Raw genomic sequence first — 19,894 nt, 5'->3', positions numbered from 1 at the left:
GTACGTAGAAGAGGTCGCCATGAATGGCGACCCTACGAAACCCTGTTTTACAGCGGCATCATGATTACCACATCTATCTCCAGCAGCAGCTCCGGCTCGGCCAATGCCGCAATCTGAAACAGCGTGCTGGCCGGTAATTCCAGCCCGGCAAAAAACGCCTCGCGAATTGGGTGGATGTGTGGCACCAATGCCAAATCCGTCACGTAAGTGGTGGTGCGCACAATCCAGTCGCGCTGCGCACCCAATCCTTCCAGTAAGCGATCGATATTGGCGTACACCTGCTCGACCTGCTTCTGCATGTCACCAACGCCAACCACCTCACCATTTTCATCCCACGCCACTTGGCCTGTCGGAAACACCGGCGTGCCAGGACGAATTTTGACGTGGTTGTAATAGCTGCGCGCTTTCAGACCGGCGGGATTAATGATGCTCATGATGCTTCCTTAATTGATGGGATTCAGGCCAACAAGGCTTCAAGGCTAACATCAGCGCGATTGATTGCGTAATCGTATCTCGGCTACACCGCGTTGCGGATTAGGCAACGCGCTCTGAGCGGCGGTCTTTCAGCGTGGCGAAAGTAAATGCCAGCACAAACAGAATGCTGTAGATCATCACGATGGTAGGGCCGGGTGCGCTGTCGAGGAAGAAAGAAGCATACACGCCGCTGAATCCGCTAAAGATCGCAATGGCGATGGCCAGCAACATGACCTGCACGAAACGTCGCGCCAGCAGCAGCGCGATAGCGCCGGGGGCAATCAACATCGAAATCGACAAAATCACGCCAACCGATTTCAGTGCCGCAACGATGGTGAGTGAAATCAGGCACAGCAAGCCGTAATGCAGCAGTTTGCCGTTGATACCGCAGGCGCGTGCCTGGCTGGGATCGAAAGCGTGCAGCAATAAATCGCGCCATTTGATGCCGATAAGCACACTGACAATCAGCGCGATGGCAGCGGTTTGCAGGATATCGATGAGGCTGATACCCAACATATCGCCGAACAGAATGTGGTCGAGATGCACTTCCGGTTGCAGCTTTAGATACAGCACCAATCCCGCGCCAAACATGCCGGAGAAGACGATGCCCATCACCGTATCGGGCTTGATGCGACTGTTTTCACTGATGTAGCCGGTGGCGACCGCACACAACATCCCGGCGACAAACGCGCCAGTTGCATACGGCAAGCCGATCAGCCAGGCGATCACCACGCCGGGAAATACCGCGTGGCTCATCGCATCGCCAAGCAATGACCAACCTTTAAGCACCAGAAATGCCGATAACATCGCGCACGGTAAAGACAGTACCAGCGTGGTGATTAGCGCCATGTTTATAAATTCGAACTGGAAGGGACTTAATAATAATTCAACCATGAATGCCGTCCTCCAGCGTTTCACGTGCGCGGCGACGCGAAGCCAGCACGCCGTGTTTAGGGGCGAAAACAAACGCGGTCAGGAACACCAAGGTTTGCGCCACCACAATCACGCCGCCGGTCGCGCCATCGAGGAAATAGCTGCTCCATGCGCCGAGGAAGCTGGTGATGCTGCCGATAGCCACGGCAATTATTAACAGGCGCGGGAAACGATCGGTGAGCAAATAGGCGGTGGCGCCTGGCGTCACCACTAAGCAAATCACCATAAACGCGCCGACGGTTTGCAGTGCGGCGACGGTGGAAGCGGAGAGCAGGGTAAAGAACAGGATTTTCAGCCGCAGCGTGTTTAAACCCAGCGAACGCGCGTGGCTTTCATCGAAAAATGTCACCATCAAATCTTTCCACTTGATGAGCAGAATGGTTAGCGTGATGACGCCAATCGCGCCAAGTTGCCAGATATCTGCCGGCGCAACCGCCAGAATATTACCCAACACGATGGTTTGAATATTCACCGAGGTGGGATTGAGTGATACCAAAAACAGGCCAATGCCGAAAAACGAAGAGAATATCAGGCCGATAATCGCATCTTCCTTCAGGCGCGTGCGTTGATTGAGAAACAACATGCTGCCCGCGGCTAATCCGCCGGAAAGAAAGGCGCCGAGCGCGAAGGGTAATCCGAGCATATAGGCGCCCGCTACGCCGGGCACAATCGAGTGCGACAGCGCATCGCCAATCAGCGACCAGCCTTTCAGCATCAAAAAACAGGAGAGAAAGGCGCAAATCGCGCCCACTAATGCGGCGATCCACATCGCATTGAGCATGTATTGGTAGCTGAATGGCTCAATAATCCACGACATGCTGCGCTCCTTGCTCGGGATTATTGGCTAATATGCGCTGCAATAATGCGGCGTTGCGATCGTGCAGCGCGCCGTCAAAAGTCTGCGCGAGGTTTTCTGCGGTGAAGGTGTCGTTGAGTAATCCGCTGGCCAGCACGGTGTTTTTTACCAACACGCAACGATCGCAGTAATCGGGGATCGCATTGAGATCGTGAGTTGAAACCAGCATGGTGCGGCCTTCGTCACGCAACTCTTTGAGTAACGCGATAATCGCCGCTTCAGTTTTGACATCAACGCCAGTAAACGGCTCATCCAGCAGGATAATTTGTCCACTTTGCGCCAGCGCACGCGCCAGGAAAACGCGTTTTTTCTGTCCGCCCGAAAGCTCACCAATTTGTCGATGGCGATAATCAATCATGCCAACGCGTTGCAGCGCTTGATCAACGCTAAGTTGATCGGCCGCGCGCGGAATGCGCAGCATGCCCATGTAACCGTAACGTCCCATCATCACCACATCTTCAACCAGCACTGGGAAACTCCAATCCACCTCTTCCGATTGCGGAACGTAGGAAACGATGTTGTTCTTCAGGGCTTTTTTGGCGGGCATTCCAGCCAACGTCACCTGACCAGAAGAGAGCGCTACAAATCCCATCATCGCTTTGAACAAGGTAGATTTACCGGAACCGTTCACGCCAATCAGTGCGGTGATGCTGCCAGCCGGGACGTTAAACGAGGCGTTGCGTAACGCGGTGTGGCCGTTGCGATAGGTCACGCCAACGTTTTCGACGTTTAAACCTGCGGCGGCGTTCATGATTGGTCTCCTGCGGTGATGCCTTTCACAACAGTTTCGGTGGTGACGCGCAGCAGATCGAGATAGGTCGGCACCGGGCCATCACTGTTGCTGAGCGAATCCACATACAACACGCCGCCGTAATGAATGCCGGCTTCACGCGCCACCTGCTGCGCCGGTTTGGCGGAAATGGTGCTTTCGCTGAAAATCACTGGAATGTGATGAGTGCGCACCGCATCGATCACTTTGCGTACCTGCTGCGGCGTACCTTGCTGGTCAGCGTTGATTGGCCATAAATACAACTCTTTCAGCCCGAAATCGCGCGCCAGATAGGAGAACGCACCTTCGCTGGTGACTAACCAACGTTGATCGGCGGGGAGTTTATCGATGGCCGCCCGCATCGGCGCAATGGTTTGCTGAATCTGCGCTTTATAGCGCTCGGCGTTGGCCTGATAGATTGCGGCATTGGCGGGGTCGTATTTCTGCAACGCATTACGGATGTTATCGACGTAAATCAACGCGTTATCCGGCGACATCCATGCATGCGGATTGGGTTTGCCGTTGTACGGACCTTCAGTAATGCCCAGCGGTTGAATGCCCTGCGTCACGCTGACTTCCGGCACATCCTTCAAACGTTGGTAAAAGCGGCTGAACCACAATTCGAGATTAAAACCGTTCACCAGAATCAAATTGGCACCTTGCGCGCGTCGGATATCGCCGGGCGTCGGTTGGTATTCATGGATTTCAGCGCCGGTTTTGGTGATCGAGGTTACGTTTGCTGCATCACCCGCCACGTTCTTCGCCATATCGGCAATCACCGTGAATGTGGTGACGACGTTGAGTTTTTCGGCTGCAAAGGCCGAGAAGGTAGTGATGGACAGCAATATCGTTAAGGCGGGCAACAGGCGCTGAGTGAACATGATTGTCTCCAGAGAAATATAGCCAATGCTATAAATTATAGCAGCTGCTATTTATATGAGACATTTTTGCTCAATTCGCCAGTGAAAAGACAAAAATTTACGTAGGAAAAGGAAGGTTGAAGTGGAGATGATTGGTCACCCGCAATGGCGACCAATTGGGTTGAAATTAGCTGGCGTCGAAAATGACATACAGTTTGCGCATGGTGTTTTCGATCAGCCAGGTGCCTTCAGTGTTGGCTGCAAAAAACAACGAATCGCCAGGTTGGAAGGTTACGGTTTCTTCGCCATCCGGCGTGAAAGCGCCGTTGCCATTGAGGATGTGCATGATTTCCGCTTGTTTCACCGAGCGGCGATACGATCCCTCACCGCACTCAAAAATGCCGCAGTCGATGTCTTCTTTGCCGGGAATAATTTTCTGTATGCCGGATAACGCAATGCTGCCGGTGCCCGGCAATCCTGTTACGTTGCCCCAGGATTCCATGCTTGCGATTGCGGCGGGTTGCGCGATTTTTTGTACTTTCATCATTTCCCTTACATCGTGAGGTTGCCATTTATGGTGCAAAATCGCTAAACCCTCGTAGGATCGCCATTTATGGTGACCATAAACGTTGGTGCGGATCAGATTACGTAAGCGATATAAAACCTGATGCGATTTATTGCGGTGCAATTAACAGATTCGAATGTTTATTTGTGCAGGTTTGGCAGAAACTTTCGCGCGAGATCCCATAAGATAAGATTTGATTGCAGCGCCAATACCTTACCGAGCCTGCACACCTTTTCATGCTGAATTCGCCATCACCATGGCTTGCGAGACTTAAGACGATGCGCATAAAAATCAATGCAGTGGCAGACAGTGAAGGTTTCCCCGAATCCGTTGATGTAATTGTGATTGGCGGCGGCATTATCGGTACGTCGGTGAGTTATGAGCTGGCAAAGCAGGGCGTTTCCGTGGCGCTGTTTGAGAAAGGCGTGATCGGCGGCGAACAATCCGGGCGCAATTGGGGCTGGGTGCGACAACAAAACCGCGATCTGTATGAATTGCCGATGGCGATTCGCAGTTTAAAGCGCTGGGACGAACTTGGCAGTGAAATTGGCCTAGATCTCGGCTTTTCCCGCCAGGGCATCACCTATGGCACGCTGAATGAGAACGATATGGCGCGTTGGGAAAAGTGGGGAAAACAGGCCAAGCAGATTGGCTTTGTTAGTCATTTGATGTCGGCGAAAGAAGCGCGCGAACGCATTGGTAATAATGCGCCGTGGATTGGCGGCGTGTGGTCACCCAGCGATGGTCGCGCTGAGCCATCGTTAGCTGCTCCGGCGATTGCGACCGGCGCGAAAAATCTTGGCGCGCATATCCATCAAAACTGCGCAGTGCGCGGGCTGGATGTTTCTGGCGGACGCGTATCTGGCGTGTGGACCGAGCGTGGTTTGGTCAAAGCTAATCGGGTGATTTGCTGCGGTGGCGCGTGGAGTTCGCGCTTCTGCAAGCAATATGGCATCGAACTGCCGAGCGCCAATATTCTCGGCACCGCGTTCAAAACCACTGCTGCACCGGAAGTGATTAAAGGTTGCCTCAGTACCGGCGGCTTGTGCATTCGTCGTCGTCAGGATGGCAGCTACACCGTGGCGCTTTCCGGACGCGGGCAAATCGATCTCGCGCCGCAGAACATTCGCTATGCCACCAAATTCTATCCGATGTTCCGCAGCAAAATCGCCAAAAAACTCAAGATTCGCGTTAACGGTTCGTTCTTCAATGGCCCGGAAGCGGCAGGTTCATGGTCGAATCAAAGCGTGTCGCCATTCGAGAAAATTCGCACGCTGGATCCGGCGGCAGATAATGCCATTGTGCAGGAAGCGTTGCAGACTTTGGTGCAGCTGTATCCCGAGTTGAACGGCATCAAGGTTGATCACGCGTGGGGCGGCTGGATTGATACCACGCCAGATCTGGTACCGGTGATTGATGAAATGAACAGCCTGCCGGGCTTGTTTATCGCTTCCGGCTTTAGCGGTCACGGCTTTGGTATTGGTCCCGGCGCGGGATTGTTGTGTGCGCAGATGGTAAATAACAAACCGTTGTTCACCGATGTTGCACCTTACAGCCTGGCGCGTTTCGCCAAAGGCAATGCGATTCGTGAGCCGCAGATGATGTAAGGTTTGCCCGGTGCGCCATGATGCGCACCGGGCAAATCTTCACACATCCAACCGGTGAATCACGTTCACAAACTCATGTACGCCGCTGTTAATTTCTCGCAGGCTGCGTGACAGCACGCTGATTTTATCCTGCTCGGTCACCACAAATTGCTTCACTTCATTCAGCTGCTGTTCCATCTGGGCGATTAATTGCGCATTGTGCTCCACTACTTGCGTGATCTGTTTGGTTGCGCTGGAGGTTGATGCCGCCAGACGTCGCACTTCGCCCGCCACCACGCTAAATCCACGGCCGGCTTCACCTGCGCGCGCTGATTCAATCGCCGCGTTCAACGCCAGAATATTGGTTTGCGAGGCAATCAGGTTGATGGTTTCCACCACTTCGCTGATGCTTTTCGCCGAAGTATTCAACTCCGCGCCAATTGCCGTGGCAGCATTGACTTGAACCGCGACAATACCGGAGTTACGGATAGTTTCATCCAGTACTTCGTTGGCGTTGTCAGTGATTTGTGAGGTTTGTTCCGAGGTAGTGAGTGCAATATCAGCCACACGTTTCGCCGCTTCGACGCGCGCGGTGATATCCGAGGCAATCTTGATCACCTTGTAAACTTTACCTTCGGCGTTATAAACCGGATTGTAGCTGGCTTCTAACCAAATGCGTTCGCCACCCGCGGTTTTACGCTCAAAGCGACCCACAAAGTGCTGACCGTTGCCGATCTTGCGCCAAAAGTCGGGATTCTCGCGGTAAAAATTGTCGTAGCAGAAAATACGATGATGCTGACCAATGAGGGACGATAGCTGATATCCCATATGTTTAAGGAAGTTATCGTTGGCGCTGATGATTTGGCCATCTGGCGTGAATTCAATCACTGCCATAGAGCGGTCGAGCGCGGTGATCACCGCTTCTTTATGTTCCAGTTCCTGATGACGTTCGGTGATATCCGATGCCACTTTAATCACTTTATACACGTGGCCTTTGTCATCGCTCACCGGGAAATAGGTGGCGCTAAGATAGAAGCGTTCACGCTGCTTGTTAAAGCGTTCGAAAATGCCGGTGACCGATTCGCCCGACGCCAGCTTTTGCCAGAAGGCGTAGTAATCGGAGGATTGACTGTATTGCGGGCTACAAAAGATGCGGTGATGCTTGCCCTGAATCTCATTCAGCTGATAGCCGGTGGTCTCCAGGAACAGGGAATTGGCAGTGAGAATCTCGCCGCTGGGCGAAAACTCAATCCATGCAACATGTTGTTTGATCGCATTGATATCTTTAGCAACATCGCCGTTTTTATGAAACGACAACGAAAGACTCGACTTTTTCACACCAAACATGGGAAGCCTCAGGCGATTATTATGTCATTGAACATAAAGGCGCTCAGCCAGGCGATTATCACACCCGTGCTTGTTGCGCTGTATTTCCCGTAGCCGTCCACTCTAATGGTGTCTCTCTGCACAAGGCGATGCGCAGGCCGGGATGTCATGGTTTTAATTGCTGCCTGATGTTGTTAAAGCCCGGACCGGTGACGATCCGAGCTTAAGTGATTCTGATCCATTATCGGCGCTGATGTTGAAACATTTAATTAAAATGCAACAAGAGCAATTAGTGACCTGATTCTGGTTGCGTCAAGGCTGACAACGCCTGTTTTTTGGGGCGCGAGACGATGATGCCCAGAATGCCGCCGATAATCAGTGCCACTGCAACGATCAATAAACCGTAGTGATAACTGTGGGTCACATCTTTGATTTTTCCCAGTATCGGTGGCAATCCGAGTCCAACAAAATTTGCCACCGTATTGATAAAAGCGATAGAAGCGGCAGCAGCCACACCGGCCAGTTTTTCCGTGGTAACCGCCCAGAAAATTGGTGTCAGCGCAAAGTTAAAACCTATAGTCAATACCAATAGAATATAGGCGATCCATAAATTGCCCACATAAATGGCGGCTGCCAGCGAAAGCCCGGAAATAATCAGCGGCAAACCTAAATGCCAACTGCGCTCGCCGGTTTTATCGGAATGGCGACCATTTAAATACATGAATAAACAGGCGAGCACGAACGGCAACGCCGAAAGCAGGCTAATCACCATATTGCTCTGATCCTCCGCCATGCTTTTAATGATCAACGGCATAAACAAGGTGATGCCAATCGAACCAAAAGCTTGCAGGAACCACACTAAACTCAACAGCAGCACGGTTTTATCTTTCAGCGCACTGAGCCAGGAATGATGTTTGCCAATTTCGACGCCAGCATTGTCCTGTTGCAGGCGCTGGCGCAGCCAGGATTTCTGTTGCGGAGATAACCAAGGTGCATGCTCCGGCGTGTCCGGCAAACGCCACAGCACCAGACAACCGAGAATCACCGCCGGAATCCCTTCCAGCACAAACAGCCAGCGCCAACCCGCGACCTCAGCCAAGCCGTGCATATTCAGAATGGCACCGGAAATCGGCAGGCCGATGATCGATGCCGCTACCGAACCCATATAGAAGAATGACATAGCGCGTGCGCGATGACTTTTGGGAAACCAGCAGGAGATGTAGTAGATAATGCCGGGTGCAAATCCTGCTTCGGCCATGCCGAGTAAAAACCGCATGATGTAGAGTTGGTTGGCGCTATGAACCCACGCCATGCCCATGCTGACGATTCCCCACGTGATCATGATGCGGGCGATCCAACGTCGCGCGCCAACTTTCGTCATGATGACGTTGCTGGGAATTTCGAACAGAATATACGAAATATAAAACATGCCGACGCCCAGGCCATACATACTGGCGGATAAACCCAGATCGGCATTCATCTGTAACGCTGCAATCGATATATTGGTTTTATCCAGGTTGGCGACAAAATAGCAGATGACAATAAAAGGAATAATCCGGCTATTTAACTTACTTAGCGTCGAGCTGTTTAAATCGGAGCTAATCATAGTGACCTCAGTTATTTACTTGCCAGATTGAAACAGCAAAATACCTGGCCGGATAAAAAGCCGACCAATATAATTTTTTTATTTTAATTATGCCTATGTATTAAACGGGGCTGATGTACGCGATGAGGCGTTAACATAAGAAATGATTGTAGTACGATTAATTAACATTGTACTACAATATGGATCACAAAATGGAACATGACTCTGATTGGTGCTTCAACATATCCATGCTGTGAAGGTATTGGATTAAGCGCAGCGATGATTAACTTTTTTAATGATTTCCCCCTAAATTGGCTGCCGTTGCTGGTATTCCTCCGCCTTCCTGACTAAACCTTAAAGCGTCCTTGTTAACACCTTGTTTCTTTCTGCATCGCTGATGCGAATTTTCTGGCGTGCGTTGATGCTGTGACAGACACATGCCTTTTTCATGGAGTTGATGATGAAAAAACACCAATCCGCGCTTTCGGCCGTGGCGATCGCCACCTGCACCGCATTACTCACGCCGCTGCCCGCAGCGGCGTGGGACAGTTTGACCGTGTTTGGCGATAGCCTGAGCGACAGCGGCAATGTCGGACGCTTCACCTTCGATGGTGCGCAACATCCGCTTTACGACGAAATTCTCGCCGCGCATTTGGGGCAAGATTTACAGCGTTCTTCGCAGGGCGGCAGCAACTACGCGCAGGGCGGTGCGGTATCCGTGCCAAAACTCGATCCTGATTTGAATACCCAGGATCAACTTGCCAGTTATCTGCAATCCACCGGCGGCCGCGCCGACAGCAACGGATTGTATATTCATTGGGTTGGTGCCAATGACATCGCGGCGGCGGTAACCAATCCGCTGACTGCCACCGAAACCATCGGCAACAGTGCTAACGCCAGCGTAGCGCAAATCAAGACTTTGCTTGATGCGGGCGCGGGTGCGGTGATTGTGCCGACCGTGCCGCAGCTCGGATCGACGCCGTATATGATTCAGACGGTGCTGCGTGCACTTGGCTCGGCGGCGACGCCCGCGATGGTGGCGGCCTTCCAGTCGCTGGATAGCGTCACCACACCAGATGCGGCATCGCGCCAGCAAGCGGTGCAGGATGCCTTTACCCAGGCGGCGGGCGTGGTCTCAACCGTTCCGGCGGTGCGCGATGCGCTGGCGCAGCAGCTTTATGCGGCCTGGCAGGAACTCAGCCAGCAGGTGACCGCGTTATCCGATGGCTACAATCAGCAGGAAGAGGCCGGGCTTGCAACGCTCAACGGTAATATCGTGCGCGTCGATATCGCCGGATTGTTCAGTGAAGTGATCGCCAATCCAACGCAATACGGTTTAAGCAACACCATCGGCATTGCGTGCCCGATTGGCACCTCAGCGGATGCCTGTCAATCCAGCACGCCAGGCTTCTCTACCGCGCAGGACTATCTGTTCGCTGACCGCTTGCATCCTAGCCCAGCGGTACATGCGATGATTGCCGATTACATCCAGTCGATTCTTGATGCACCGGCGCAAGTGGCGGCATTGTCGAAAGCGCCGTTGATGATGACGCGTGATATGCAAAATACGCTGGATGGGCATTTGCAACAGCAGCGTCAGCAACCGGCCAGCGCTGGACAATTCACCGTATTCGGCGGTTATGCCGGGCAGCATGTGGATTATCAAGGCGATGCCTGGAACAATGGCAACGCCAACAGCGCCAATCTCACGCTGGGTATTGGTTATCAGCTCACCGATAACTGGCAAACCGGCGTGCTGTTCTCCAACAGCAATCAGCGCCAGGAACCGTCGTCGAATTACGATTACAAACTGCGCGGCAATTTAGTGGCGCTTTACAGCCAACTAACAGTATTTGATCAGGGCTGGATCAACGCCGATCTGCATTACGCCGATCTCGATTTCGACAGCATCGAGCGTGATATCCACATCGGCCCGGCGACTCGCACCGAGCAAGGCAATACCAGCGGTAAATTGCTCGGCATGCGGGTACAAACCGGTTGGACGCTGCCGCTTGGCGATCATTTGAGCACCGGCCCTGTTGCCAGTTATGCGCTGGATTACGGTCGCGTTGGCGGTTATCACGAGAACGGCGACAGCAGCACCTCGATGCGCTATTCCGATCAAACCACCCATTCGCAAATTGGTTCAGTAGGCTGGCGGGTTGATAGCAAACAGTGGCTGATTAATCCGTGGGCGCAGATCAGTTATAACCACCAATTTGGTGATACCGATTCGACAGTGCGCGCCGGATTGAAATCCACGCAAACCTCGTTTGAACGCAGTATCGAAGCCGGGGATAAGAACTGGCTGGATATGTCGGTGGGCGCTAACGTGCCGCTGGGTGAAACGGTGAATGCGTTTGCTGGGGTTTCGGCGGTCGGCGGCAACAGTGATTATCATCAGGTCACCTGGAACGTCGGGGTTAATGCCACGTTTTAATCATAGAAGGCCAGTAACCTGTGGTTACTGGCCTTTATGCGCGTTGTAGATAAGTGGAAATCCGCAACATCTTAATTATTAGCAGGAACACTCTCTTTGGTTGTTGAGCTATTGTCTTCTCCAAACGCACCTTCCTTGCATTAACCGATCCGGCTTTAGCAATAATTCACCTGCGAATACTCTGTAAAAAAAATCCCAGCCGTTACGCTTTTAACCAGTAATCATAGCGTTGCTACGCCGCAGGATTTTTGCGTCATATTTACCCAGTAGTAATTGCTGGTATTCACCAACACATTAATTATCAGTTACTTATACTCGATGTGGCAGTTACTTCTCTTATCATTTCCGGGGTAAAACTATGACCAACGCTTCCAACAATGTGAATCCTACGCCACAAAATGCCGTTGCCGCCGCCGCGCCCGTTATCCAGGTGAGTGATGTTGCGACATTAAAAGCTACCGAACCTAGCGTGGGCGGTGAACTGGCTACGGTGCTGGAATATACGCGCGGTACTAAGGCTGGCGGTGGCGTGTTTGTGCATGATGCGACCGATACCACCTCAGTAGATGATGGTGGGCTGGTATTTGTAACCCCTAGAGGTAAGCGCTGGAAACGCGTTGTGCTGGATTATAATTCGGTTACCGTATTGGATTTTGGTGCGGTGCCTGATGGTAAAACCGATTGCATCGAAGCGGTTAAGCGCATGTACACCTGGTCGCAGCGCGTATTACCCGCTGCTGGGATACGTTTTACTGCCGGCGTATTCAGCATGTCGACCTTTGATATCTCTGCCAAAGAGATTAATCGCTTTAAGGTTTCTGGCGCCGCCGTCACCTTTGGTTATTTCCCCACCACCACGCTGGTGTTCAACTGGGCAACACAACCGCGTGGTGAGCATTTCTTCAAAGTTCAGGCACGTTATGCGGAAATATCCGGCTTGGTGATTAAAGGGATGAGTTACAGGCCCGGCGGCTCAATGTGGGGCGATGGCGATGGTGGCACCGCGGTGAATACGGTGGGCTTTTTCAAAAACACCATTGTAGGCGGCCAATTCTTGCGCGTCAGTAGTATGGAATTCCGCTATCTCGGCGGTAAAGCACTGGATTTGATTGATACGCTGGATTGTAAAATCGATCAGTTTTACTCACGTTGCTGCCAGGACAGCCTGATTTATGCGCGTTGGTCAGATCGTGAAGCGGGCGCGTGGGATCACAGCACCGCGATTGAACTCTCCAACTTCAATCTGCAATTTGGTTACAACAACAAACCAGTATTCGATCTGCCGCGCTGTACCCAATCGTTCATTCGCAACGGCTGGATCGAGCATTCGGATTACGCGGGTGATCTCACCAATGGTCAATGGGTGATTGAAGGGCTGGCGATTGAATCAACCACCAAACCCTTACGATTGGGTTATTGCCGCGCCACGATAATTCAAAAAAGTATTCACAACCAGAGCGCCGGATTTGATTACAGCACTGATGGTTTGGAAGAGTGGAAGCTAATTGGTGAGGGCGATCGTGGCGTACTGGAATTGTCGGATTGGGGCGTGATCACGCAAAGCTTAAATTACGATTTCATCAGTTCACCACACCATATGGATAACCGCACCGCTGCGGATAAATGGTTTTATGTTGGCGAATTTAACTTTTCTGATGCCACCTCGCAAATACACGTGCGTGTGGTGGGAACCGCGCAATTTACCTCGCAAGGTGAAACGCAAACTGATTACAGTTTTCGCACGCCAGAAGGCGCAACAAATATCTATTTGCAGGCGCGAGCTGAAGGAGACACCATTGGCAGTTGGTACGGCGAAGGTTCCAGCCCGGTGGTGAAAGTGCATATTTCCGGTGCGGGCGCCAGAACCAAGTTGTATGTGAAAATCGCCGCCTATACCGGTTTCTCCACCGCGCTGGTGACCACCAACGGCAAGGATCGCTATCAAGCCGGATTGTGCTTTATCTTCCGTAAAAGCTTTACGGCTTGTACCGCGCAAGAGAGCACCACATTGGATGCCGCAAAAACCGTGGCGTTCGAGCAACACTGGATCGGTAATAAAGACGTCGGCTTTGGCTATAACGATAATAAAGAGTTGTTATTGCGTGGCGAGGTAATTAAAGGGCAACCGGAAGAGTATGCACCAGGTCAGTGGCGTACGCGCCGTTATTTAAAGGTGCGTGTAAATGGCGAAGCATGGAGTATTCCATTAAATTCCGCCACTGAACCGTATATCTAAATAATAAAGCCAGCAATCTTGGTTGCTGGCTTTATCAGGTTAACTGCCCCAACGCTGTCGCAAATAATTCACCGCTGGCTGGGTTTGTGGCTGATTAAGGTAATTCTCGCGGAATAAAATCGTGCCGTTGATGTGCGGCACCGATTCATTAAGATCGAGCTGTTTTTTCAGTTCGGGCACGCCACCATTGACCGTCCAATCCGGTTCGCTTTTTGACACTTCACCGACTTTATACAGCGCAACGCCGATATACAGCCGCGTGTGCGTCGGTTTCACCACGTTCGCCCACCAATTTGCCAGCACATCGTAACGCGCGGCCTGGCGTGCAAATGGCCAATATATTTGCGGCGCGATGTAATCCAGCAAGCCCATTTGCACCCAACGACGCGTGTCAGCATAGGCTTCATCGTAAGCCGCTGCACCGCGCGTATCGGAACCGGCAGCATCATGGGAAATATTGCGCCACACGCCCGCCGGACTGACGCCAAACTCAACGTTAGGCTTGAGCTGTTTGATGGTGCGCGAGACTTGCTCGATCAGCTGCAAAGTATTGTTGCGACGCCAGTCGGCTTTCGAGGCAAACCCCTGACCATATTGGCGGAAAGTGGCGTTGTCATTCAGCGTGGAGTCGGGCGTTTCGGTGTAGAAATAGTCATCGAATTGCACGCCGTCGATGGCGTAATGTGACACCACTTCGGCCACGATGCTGGTGATCCAATCGCGCGCGGCAGGAATGCCGGGATCAAGCACAAAGCGGTCGCTGGCGGTGCGGATCCAGTCGCGGTGCAGCACAAACACGCTGGCGGGATTGAGCGCCAAAGTATTGTTCAATGCGTTAACGGTGGACGGTTTAACGTTAGTCGAGACGCGATAAGGATTGAACCATGCATGCACTTTCATGCCGCGTTTGTGCGCTTCATCCAGCATAAATTGCAGGGGATCGTAGCCGGGATCTGCACCAATTTTGCCGGTCAACATATCTGACCACGGCAGGATTTTGGAGTGCCACAACGAGGTGCCGTCGGGTTTCACCTGGAAAAATACCGTGTTAATGCCCAGGCTTTTCAGTTTATCGAGCTTGTCGATTAACGCTTGCTGTTGCTGGTGGATGCGATTGTCCGGGCTGGCGTTGACCGAGTTAACAGGTGGCCAGTCGAGGCGCGAAACCGTGGTGAGCCAAACGCCACGCATCGGTTCCTGGCGGGGAAGCGGTTTGGTCGGCAACGGCGTTTTGCTTACTGGCGGAAAGGGCGTCACCAGCGATTTTGGCGGCGGCGATGAGCAACTGGCAAGCAGCAAGCCTAGTGTAAGCAACGTGACGGATTTTGCAGCGAGAAAGCGTGATGAACCGGCGATGATAAACTCCATTTCTTACGAATTACCGTTCGAGGAGCATCATTCTCTTATCATGCCGACTAAAGTCAATATAATCGCGTCATTAGAGGAGGTCACCATAAATGGCGACCCTACGAGTTCGGCGCGGCCTTGTAGGGTCGCCATTTATGGTGACCTCTAACAAAACTCCAACTGAGGAACCCAAAACCTATGCAATATGAAGACCTTTATCGTCGTATCGGCCAGATCGTTTATAGCTGTGGCCCGGAAGGCGCGCGGGAACTGATCGTGCAGGCTGAGTTATTTACCGACGGTGATGGCGGGCAATATCAGTTCGATTACATCGATGAAAAGGGTGAGCCAGATTGGTTTGAACCCGATGCGCGCGCAATTGGCGATCTGTCTGAAGCGCTGAAAGATTTTCAGCAGTATTTCATCGACAACAATATGACCAACGGCTTGCCGGTGTGGCGCAAATGTGTGGTAACGCTTAACGTGCCGGAAGAAGCGATCAGCATCGACGTGCAATACGATTAACGGATTCCGCGGCATCCTTGCCGGGATTCCTGCGTTATGAGCGTACAGCCACCATCTCGGCGCTTTTGCGTGTGGCACGTTTGCGCTGCACAATTTGGCTGGCGACGATCACCGCCAGTGTCAACAGACCGGTGGCGATAATCTCTGAGCGGTGTTGTGGATTGAACAGCATGGCAATCAACACGCCGACAATGAACACCATGGTTGCCCACGTCAATCCTGGGAACAGCCACATGCGGTAACTGAGTTTTTCGCCGCGCGCTTCGCGCTTTTTGCGCAGGACTAAATGCGACGCGGCAATCACCAAATACACCAGCAGGGCAATCGCGCCGGAACTGGCGAGCAGGAACTCAAATACCGCGCTCGGTGCCAAATAGTTGGCGATCACCGCGAGGAATGCGGCGGCGGTGGAAAGCAGCACCGCAACCCACGGCGTGCCGCTGCGCGTGGTGCGGGAAGCGATGGCAGGTGCATCCTGACGACGCGACAGCGAGTAAATCATGCGCGAGGCGGTATACAACGCCGAATTGAGACAGCTACACACCGCAATCAGCACCACCACATCAACAATCTGCTTGGCATACGGCAGGTTCATCATCTGCATCGCGGTTTGGTACGAACCGGCTTTCATCAGCGATGGCGTGTTCCACGGCACCAACGCCACCACGATAAAGATCGACAGCAAATAGAACAGTGCGATACGCCAAATTACTGAGTTGGTGGCTTGGGTGATCTGCTTCTTCGGCTCGCGTGATTCGGCAGCGGCAATGGTGACAATCTCGGTGCCCATAAACGAGAACATGGTCGTAAGAATCGCCGCCAGCACCGCGCTGATGCCGTTCGGCATAAAACCATGCGTATCATACAGATGTGAAATTCCTTGCGTGCTGGTGCCCGGCATCAAACCAAACACCGCCAAACTGCCGGCACAGAGAAACGCCACAATCGCCACCACTTTCAGCAGGGCAAACCAGAACTCAAACTCACCGTAGTTCTTTACGCTGAACAGGTTACTGATGGTGAGGATCGTTGTGATCGCCAACGTGTACTCCCACACCGCCACTTGTGGGAACCATGAATGCAAAATGGTGCCTGCGGCGTTGGCTTCCAGCGGGATTACCAATACCCAAAACCACCAATAGAGCCAACCGATGGTGAATCCGGCCCAGCGGCCAAGCGATTTGTCGGCATAGGTGGAGAAGGAGCCGGAATCCGGCGCTGCCACCGCCATTTCAGCCAGCATGCGCATAATTAACACTACCAGCGCACCGGCGGCGATGTAAGCCAGCAACACCGCCGGACCCGCTTCAGCAATCGCATGCCCGGAACCGACAAACAATCCGGCGCCAATCACACCACCAATCGACAACATCCGCACATGACGCGGCTTCAGGCTTTGCGCCAATACATCAGTATTCTGTGAACTCATCAAAATTTCTCCAAAGCGTCTCTCAAGCAGTGCGTAACACCGCCCGTTTGCAACAGGTGAGAAGCCCAGCCCGGCGCGCGAGCTGGGAAGTGAGACAATGCGCTACGAATCGAAGTGCGGGCTCAGCACGCTGCCGAGGATGTCCAGCGCCTGCGCGAATTGCGCATCCGGAATGGTGAGCGGATAGAGGAAGCGGATGACATTACCTTGCGGACCACAGGTGAGCAGCAGCAGGCCGTGCACCATCGCTTGTTGTTGAATGGCTTGTGCGGTTTGCGCCGACGCGAATTCCACCGCGATCATCGAGCCAAGACCACGAATATCGGTGATCGCTGAACAATTGCGGCGCGCGCTGTGCAGGAAATCAGTCAACTGCGCGCCAAGTTGCGCCGAGCGTTCACACAGCTTTTCGTCTTCGATCACATCCAGCACCGCGTGAGCGGCGGCAATCGCCAGCGGGTTTCCGGCATAAGTGCCGCCCAAACCGCCAGGGCCCGGCGCATCCATGATCTCTGCACGACCGCTCACCGCTGAAAGCGGCATGCCGCCCGCCAGGCTTTTCGCCATAGTGATGAGATCGGGTTTCACCGCGTAATGGTCCATAGCAAACAGCTTGCCGGTGCGGGCAAAGCCGGTTTGCACTTCATCGGCGATCAGCAGAATGCCGTGTTCATCTGCCAGTGCGCGTAAGCGGTTGAAGAATTCCGGCGGTGCGACGTGGAAGCCGCCTTCACCTTGCACCGGCTCCAGCACAATTGCGGCAACGTCTTGTGGCGCGATGTCCTGGGTGAAAATGTCCTGCAAACTGGCCAGCGCGTCGTCGGTGCTGATTCTCGTCACACTATTGGGATAACGTGCATGCCACACCGAAGCGGGCATCGGACCGAAATCACGTTTGTAAGGTGCCACTTTGCCGGTCATCGCCATGGTCATGAAGGTGCGGCCGTGGAACGCGTTGCCAAAGGTGATGATGCCGTGACGACGTGTGGCGGCGCGTGCCACTTTCACCGCATTTTCCACCGCTTCTGCGCCAGTGGAGAAGAACGCGGTTTTGGCTTTACCGGCGATGGGCACCACGCGATTGAGGCGTTCCGCCAGCGCGACATAGCTTTCGTATGGCGTCACCTGGAACGCAGTATGGGTAAATTTTGCTAACTGATCGGCAATCGCCTGCACCACGCGTGGATGGCGATGACCGGTGTTTAGCACCGCAATGCCGCCAGCGAAATCAATCCAGCTATTACCTTCAATATCGCGCAGCGTGGCGTTTTCTGCCTGCTCGACGTACCACTGACAAAGATTGCCGTTACCGCGTGGCAGGGCATTATCTTTGCGTTGTTGCAACTGGCTGTTTTTACCTTCCATAACCTTTCCTTAGCGATAAGCATCTTTACAATTCGCGACAAACACGCTTATTTATCCCTGCGCTGCGGTATGTTGCCAGAGCCACTTTTAGAGAAAAGGAGGGAGCCAATTGCGGAGTTTGTACGCCGATCATGTATTAGAACGTTTGCAGTTCATGCCGGAAGGAACATTGCAGCAGCGTCTGTTGGCCTGCATGCAAGCGGCTATCGTTGAAGGGATTTTTCCACGCGCCACCCGCTTGCCTGCTACGCGTGATTTGGCGCGCGAGCTGGCGGTATCACGCAATACCGTGCTGAACGTGTATGAGAATTTGATGGCGCAAGGTTACGTTACGGCGCGTACCGGCAGCGGCACGTGGATTGCGGAACATTTGCCGGAAGGATCGCTTAATACGCCGCGTAATCCGGCGGCAATCACGCCTTTGGCGGCAAAACCGGCGGCGATCTCCAAACGCGGTGCATCGTTGCTCGGTCATGCCAATGCTTCGCCGTATCAGTGGGGCGCATTTGTACCTGGCGCGCCGGATGTCACGCAATTCCCGCATAAACTGTTCAGCCAGATTCAAGCGCGTTTGAACCGTGAACCGGATGTTGAACGGCTGATTTACAGCAGCAATGGCGGTTGCCCGCAGCTGCGACAAGCGCTGGCGGAATATCTCAGCGTGGCGCGCTCGGTACGCGCCGATGCCGATCAAATCATCATCACCGAAGGTATTCATCAGGCGGTGGATTTGGTATCGCGCGTGTTGTGCGATCCCGGCGATCACGTGTGGATAGAAGAACCAGGTTATTGGGGAACGCGCAATCTACTGCGCATTAATGGATTGAAAATCAATGCCATTGCGGTGGATGAACAGGGATTAATTCCCGATTTACCGCCGCGCAGTCGTGCACCAAAGATGATTTTTGTGACACCGTCACACCAATATCCACTCGGCGTGCATCTCAGTCTTGAACGCCGTAAGCAGTTGCTGGATTTGGCGCATAAACACAAAACCTGGCTGGTGGAAGACGATTACGACAGTGAGTTTCGTTTCTCCGGTCAGCCGTTTCCCTCACTGCAAGGTTTTGAACCGAATGCGCCAGTGATCTACATGGGCACTTTTAGCAAGACGCTCTATCCGGCGCTGCGGCTCGGCTATCTGGTGGTGCCGAAAACCCTGGCGCAGCCGTTGCGCGTAGCGGCCGCAGAACTGTATCGCGGCGGGCATTTGCTGGTGCAGCGCGCGCTGGCGGAATTTATCCAGAAAGGGCATTACATGGCGCACGTGCGGCGCATGCGCAAACTCTACAGCCAGCGCCGGCGCTTTTTAATCAGCCTGATTGAACGCTATCTTGGTTCGGCATTTTTGCCGCTGGTGAATCACGAAGCGGGATTGCATTTGGTGATGAATCTGCCAAACGGTTGCGACGATGTGGCGGTGGCAGGATTAGCGTTGCGGCGCGGCGTGAAGGTGCGGCCGCTGTCGCAATATTATATGCATCCGCAGGAACGGCGCGGGCTGCTGCTGGGTTTTGCCTGCGTTGATGAGCGGCAATGCCAGGATGCGTTTGGTACGTTGAAAGGATGTTTGGCGGAGATGGGGATTATTTGAAAAG

At 53.2% G+C, this 19,894-nt stretch carries 16 protein-coding genes; 5 read left to right on the top strand and 11 right to left on the bottom strand.

The features are described 5' to 3' along the window. Positions 1 to 47: 47 nt before the first annotated feature. From ACPUC7_RS21490 to ACPUC7_RS21465, 6 genes are all read right to left on the bottom strand, one after another. On the bottom strand, positions 48 to 434 hold the full coding sequence (locus tag ACPUC7_RS21490) for a RidA family protein (protein ID WP_494924454.1): 387 nt from the start codon (positions 432 to 434) through the stop codon (positions 48 to 50). A 100-nt stretch (positions 435 to 534) separates the two neighbouring features. Beyond that, on the bottom strand, positions 535 to 1,368 hold the full coding sequence (locus tag ACPUC7_RS21485) for a metal ABC transporter permease (protein WP_494924453.1): 834 nt from the start codon (positions 1,366 to 1,368) through the stop codon (positions 535 to 537). Then, positions 1,361 to 2,224, bottom strand: coding sequence for an iron/manganese ABC transporter permease subunit SitC (gene sitC / locus ACPUC7_RS21480; protein WP_494924452.1), 864 nt, complete (start codon positions 2,222 to 2,224; stop codon positions 1,361 to 1,363). Before sitC ends, ACPUC7_RS21485 begins: the two co-directional genes overlap by 8 nt. After that, a complete protein-coding gene (locus tag ACPUC7_RS21475) occupies positions 2,208 to 3,014 on the bottom strand; it encodes a manganese/iron ABC transporter ATP-binding protein (RefSeq protein WP_494924451.1) in 807 nt (268 codons plus the stop codon). Before ACPUC7_RS21475 ends, sitC begins: the two co-directional genes overlap by 17 nt. Further along, positions 3,011 to 3,913 (bottom strand): metal ABC transporter substrate-binding protein, encoded by a 903-nt coding sequence (locus ACPUC7_RS21470; protein ID WP_494924450.1) that lies wholly within the window; start codon positions 3,911 to 3,913, stop codon positions 3,011 to 3,013. Before ACPUC7_RS21470 ends, ACPUC7_RS21475 begins: the two co-directional genes overlap by 4 nt. Before the next feature lie 166 nt (positions 3,914 to 4,079). Continuing rightward, positions 4,080 to 4,436 (bottom strand): cupin domain-containing protein, encoded by a 357-nt coding sequence (locus tag ACPUC7_RS21465; protein ID WP_494924467.1) that lies wholly within the window; start codon positions 4,434 to 4,436, stop codon positions 4,080 to 4,082. Positions 4,437 to 4,735: 299 nt separating this feature from the next. Here ACPUC7_RS21465 and ACPUC7_RS21460 point away from each other — a divergent pair, with 299 nt between their 5' ends. Continuing rightward, positions 4,736 to 6,064 (top strand): NAD(P)/FAD-dependent oxidoreductase, encoded by a 1,329-nt coding sequence (locus ACPUC7_RS21460; protein WP_494924449.1) that lies wholly within the window; start codon positions 4,736 to 4,738, stop codon positions 6,062 to 6,064. Positions 6,065 to 6,103: 39 nt separating this feature from the next. Here the strand turns inward: ACPUC7_RS21460 and ACPUC7_RS21455 are convergent, their stop codons facing one another. After that, the gene (locus ACPUC7_RS21455; RefSeq protein WP_494924448.1) at positions 6,104 to 7,390 is read right to left on the bottom strand and encodes a methyl-accepting chemotaxis protein; all 1,287 of its coding nucleotides are present in this window, start codon (positions 7,388 to 7,390) and stop codon (positions 6,104 to 6,106) included. A gap of 268 nt (positions 7,391 to 7,658) precedes the next feature. Then, positions 7,659 to 8,975, bottom strand: a complete 1,317-nt coding sequence (locus ACPUC7_RS21450) for an MFS transporter (RefSeq protein WP_494924447.1) — start codon at positions 8,973 to 8,975, stop codon at positions 7,659 to 7,661. A 439-nt stretch (positions 8,976 to 9,414) separates the two neighbouring features. Here ACPUC7_RS21450 and ACPUC7_RS21445 point away from each other — a divergent pair, with 439 nt between their 5' ends. Together ACPUC7_RS21445 and ACPUC7_RS21440 are read left to right on the top strand one after the other, a co-directional pair. After that, a complete protein-coding gene (locus tag ACPUC7_RS21445; protein ID WP_494924466.1) occupies positions 9,415 to 11,394 on the top strand; it encodes an autotransporter outer membrane beta-barrel domain-containing protein in 1,980 nt (659 codons plus the stop codon). A 358-nt stretch (positions 11,395 to 11,752) separates the two neighbouring features. Beyond that, positions 11,753 to 13,630: a putative phage tail protein gene (locus ACPUC7_RS21440; RefSeq protein ID WP_494924446.1), complete on the top strand. Its 1,878-nt coding sequence runs from the start codon at positions 11,753 to 11,755 to the stop codon at positions 13,628 to 13,630. A 39-nt stretch (positions 13,631 to 13,669) separates the two neighbouring features. Here the strand turns inward: ACPUC7_RS21440 and ACPUC7_RS21435 are convergent, their stop codons facing one another. Further along, entirely contained in the window at positions 13,670 to 14,998 is a 1,329-nt protein-coding gene (locus tag ACPUC7_RS21435; RefSeq protein ID WP_494924445.1) for a glycoside hydrolase family 10-like protein, read from the bottom strand. A 177-nt stretch (positions 14,999 to 15,175) separates the two neighbouring features. On the opposite strand from ACPUC7_RS21435, the gene ACPUC7_RS21430 reads away from it, so the two are divergent. Continuing rightward, positions 15,176 to 15,502 carry a hypothetical protein gene (locus ACPUC7_RS21430; RefSeq protein ID WP_343550362.1) on the top strand — a complete coding sequence of 109 codons (327 nt, stop codon included), beginning with the start codon at positions 15,176 to 15,178 and terminating at the stop codon, positions 15,500 to 15,502. 34 nt (positions 15,503 to 15,536) lie between these two features. Here ACPUC7_RS21430 and gabP read toward each other — a convergent pair whose 3' ends face one another. Continuing rightward, positions 15,537 to 16,931, bottom strand: coding sequence for a GABA permease (gene gabP / locus ACPUC7_RS21425; protein WP_494924444.1), 1,395 nt, complete (start codon positions 16,929 to 16,931; stop codon positions 15,537 to 15,539). A 102-nt stretch (positions 16,932 to 17,033) separates the two neighbouring features. Continuing rightward, the gene (gabT, locus tag ACPUC7_RS21420; RefSeq protein WP_494924443.1) at positions 17,034 to 18,296 is read right to left on the bottom strand and encodes a 4-aminobutyrate--2-oxoglutarate transaminase; all 1,263 of its coding nucleotides are present in this window, start codon (positions 18,294 to 18,296) and stop codon (positions 17,034 to 17,036) included. 109 nt (positions 18,297 to 18,405) lie between these two features. On the opposite strand from gabT, the gene pdxR reads away from it, so the two are divergent. After that, positions 18,406 to 19,890, top strand: a complete 1,485-nt coding sequence (gene pdxR / locus ACPUC7_RS21415) for a MocR-like pyridoxine biosynthesis transcription factor PdxR (RefSeq protein ID WP_494924442.1) — start codon at positions 18,406 to 18,408, stop codon at positions 19,888 to 19,890. Positions 19,891 to 19,894 lie beyond the last annotated feature (4 nt).

This window comes from Pantoea sp. CFCC18179 (assembly GCF_059412405.1).
Note: the sequence above shows the minus strand (reverse complement) of the source record. Positions and strands in the feature narration are given on the sequence as shown.

Bases quoted from the DNA above. Each gene is read 5' to 3' on its own strand.
- ACPUC7_RS21440 (WP_494924446.1), top strand. From the start codon at position 11,753: ATGACCAACGCTTCCAACAATGTGAATCCTACGCCACAAAATGCCGTT.
- ACPUC7_RS21475 (WP_494924451.1), bottom strand. From the start codon at position 3,014: ATGAACGCCGCCGCAGGTTTAAACGTCGAAAACGTTGGCGTGACCTAT.
- ACPUC7_RS21430 (WP_343550362.1), top strand. From the start codon at position 15,176: ATGCAATATGAAGACCTTTATCGTCGTATCGGCCAGATCGTTTATAGC.
- ACPUC7_RS21460 (WP_494924449.1), top strand. From the start codon at position 4,736: ATGCGCATAAAAATCAATGCAGTGGCAGACAGTGAAGGTTTCCCCGAA.
- gabT (WP_494924443.1), bottom strand. From the start codon at position 18,296: ATGGAAGGTAAAAACAGCCAGTTGCAACAACGCAAAGATAATGCCCTG.
- ACPUC7_RS21465 (WP_494924467.1), bottom strand. From the start codon at position 4,436: ATGAAAGTACAAAAAATCGCGCAACCCGCCGCAATCGCAAGCATGGAA.
- sitC (WP_494924452.1), bottom strand. From the start codon at position 2,224: ATGTCGTGGATTATTGAGCCATTCAGCTACCAATACATGCTCAATGCG.
- ACPUC7_RS21450 (WP_494924447.1), bottom strand. From the start codon at position 8,975: ATGATTAGCTCCGATTTAAACAGCTCGACGCTAAGTAAGTTAAATAGC.
- ACPUC7_RS21490 (WP_494924454.1), bottom strand. From the start codon at position 434: ATGAGCATCATTAATCCCGCCGGTCTGAAAGCGCGCAGCTATTACAAC.
- ACPUC7_RS21455 (WP_494924448.1), bottom strand. From the start codon at position 7,390: ATGTTTGGTGTGAAAAAGTCGAGTCTTTCGTTGTCGTTTCATAAAAAC.
- ACPUC7_RS21485 (WP_494924453.1), bottom strand. From the start codon at position 1,368: ATGGTTGAATTATTATTAAGTCCCTTCCAGTTCGAATTTATAAACATG.
- ACPUC7_RS21445 (WP_494924466.1), top strand. From the start codon at position 9,415: ATGAAAAAACACCAATCCGCGCTTTCGGCCGTGGCGATCGCCACCTGC.
- ACPUC7_RS21470 (WP_494924450.1), bottom strand. From the start codon at position 3,913: ATGTTCACTCAGCGCCTGTTGCCCGCCTTAACGATATTGCTGTCCATC.
- gabP (WP_494924444.1), bottom strand. From the start codon at position 16,931: ATGAGTTCACAGAATACTGATGTATTGGCGCAAAGCCTGAAGCCGCGT.
- ACPUC7_RS21435 (WP_494924445.1), bottom strand. From the start codon at position 14,998: ATGGAGTTTATCATCGCCGGTTCATCACGCTTTCTCGCTGCAAAATCC.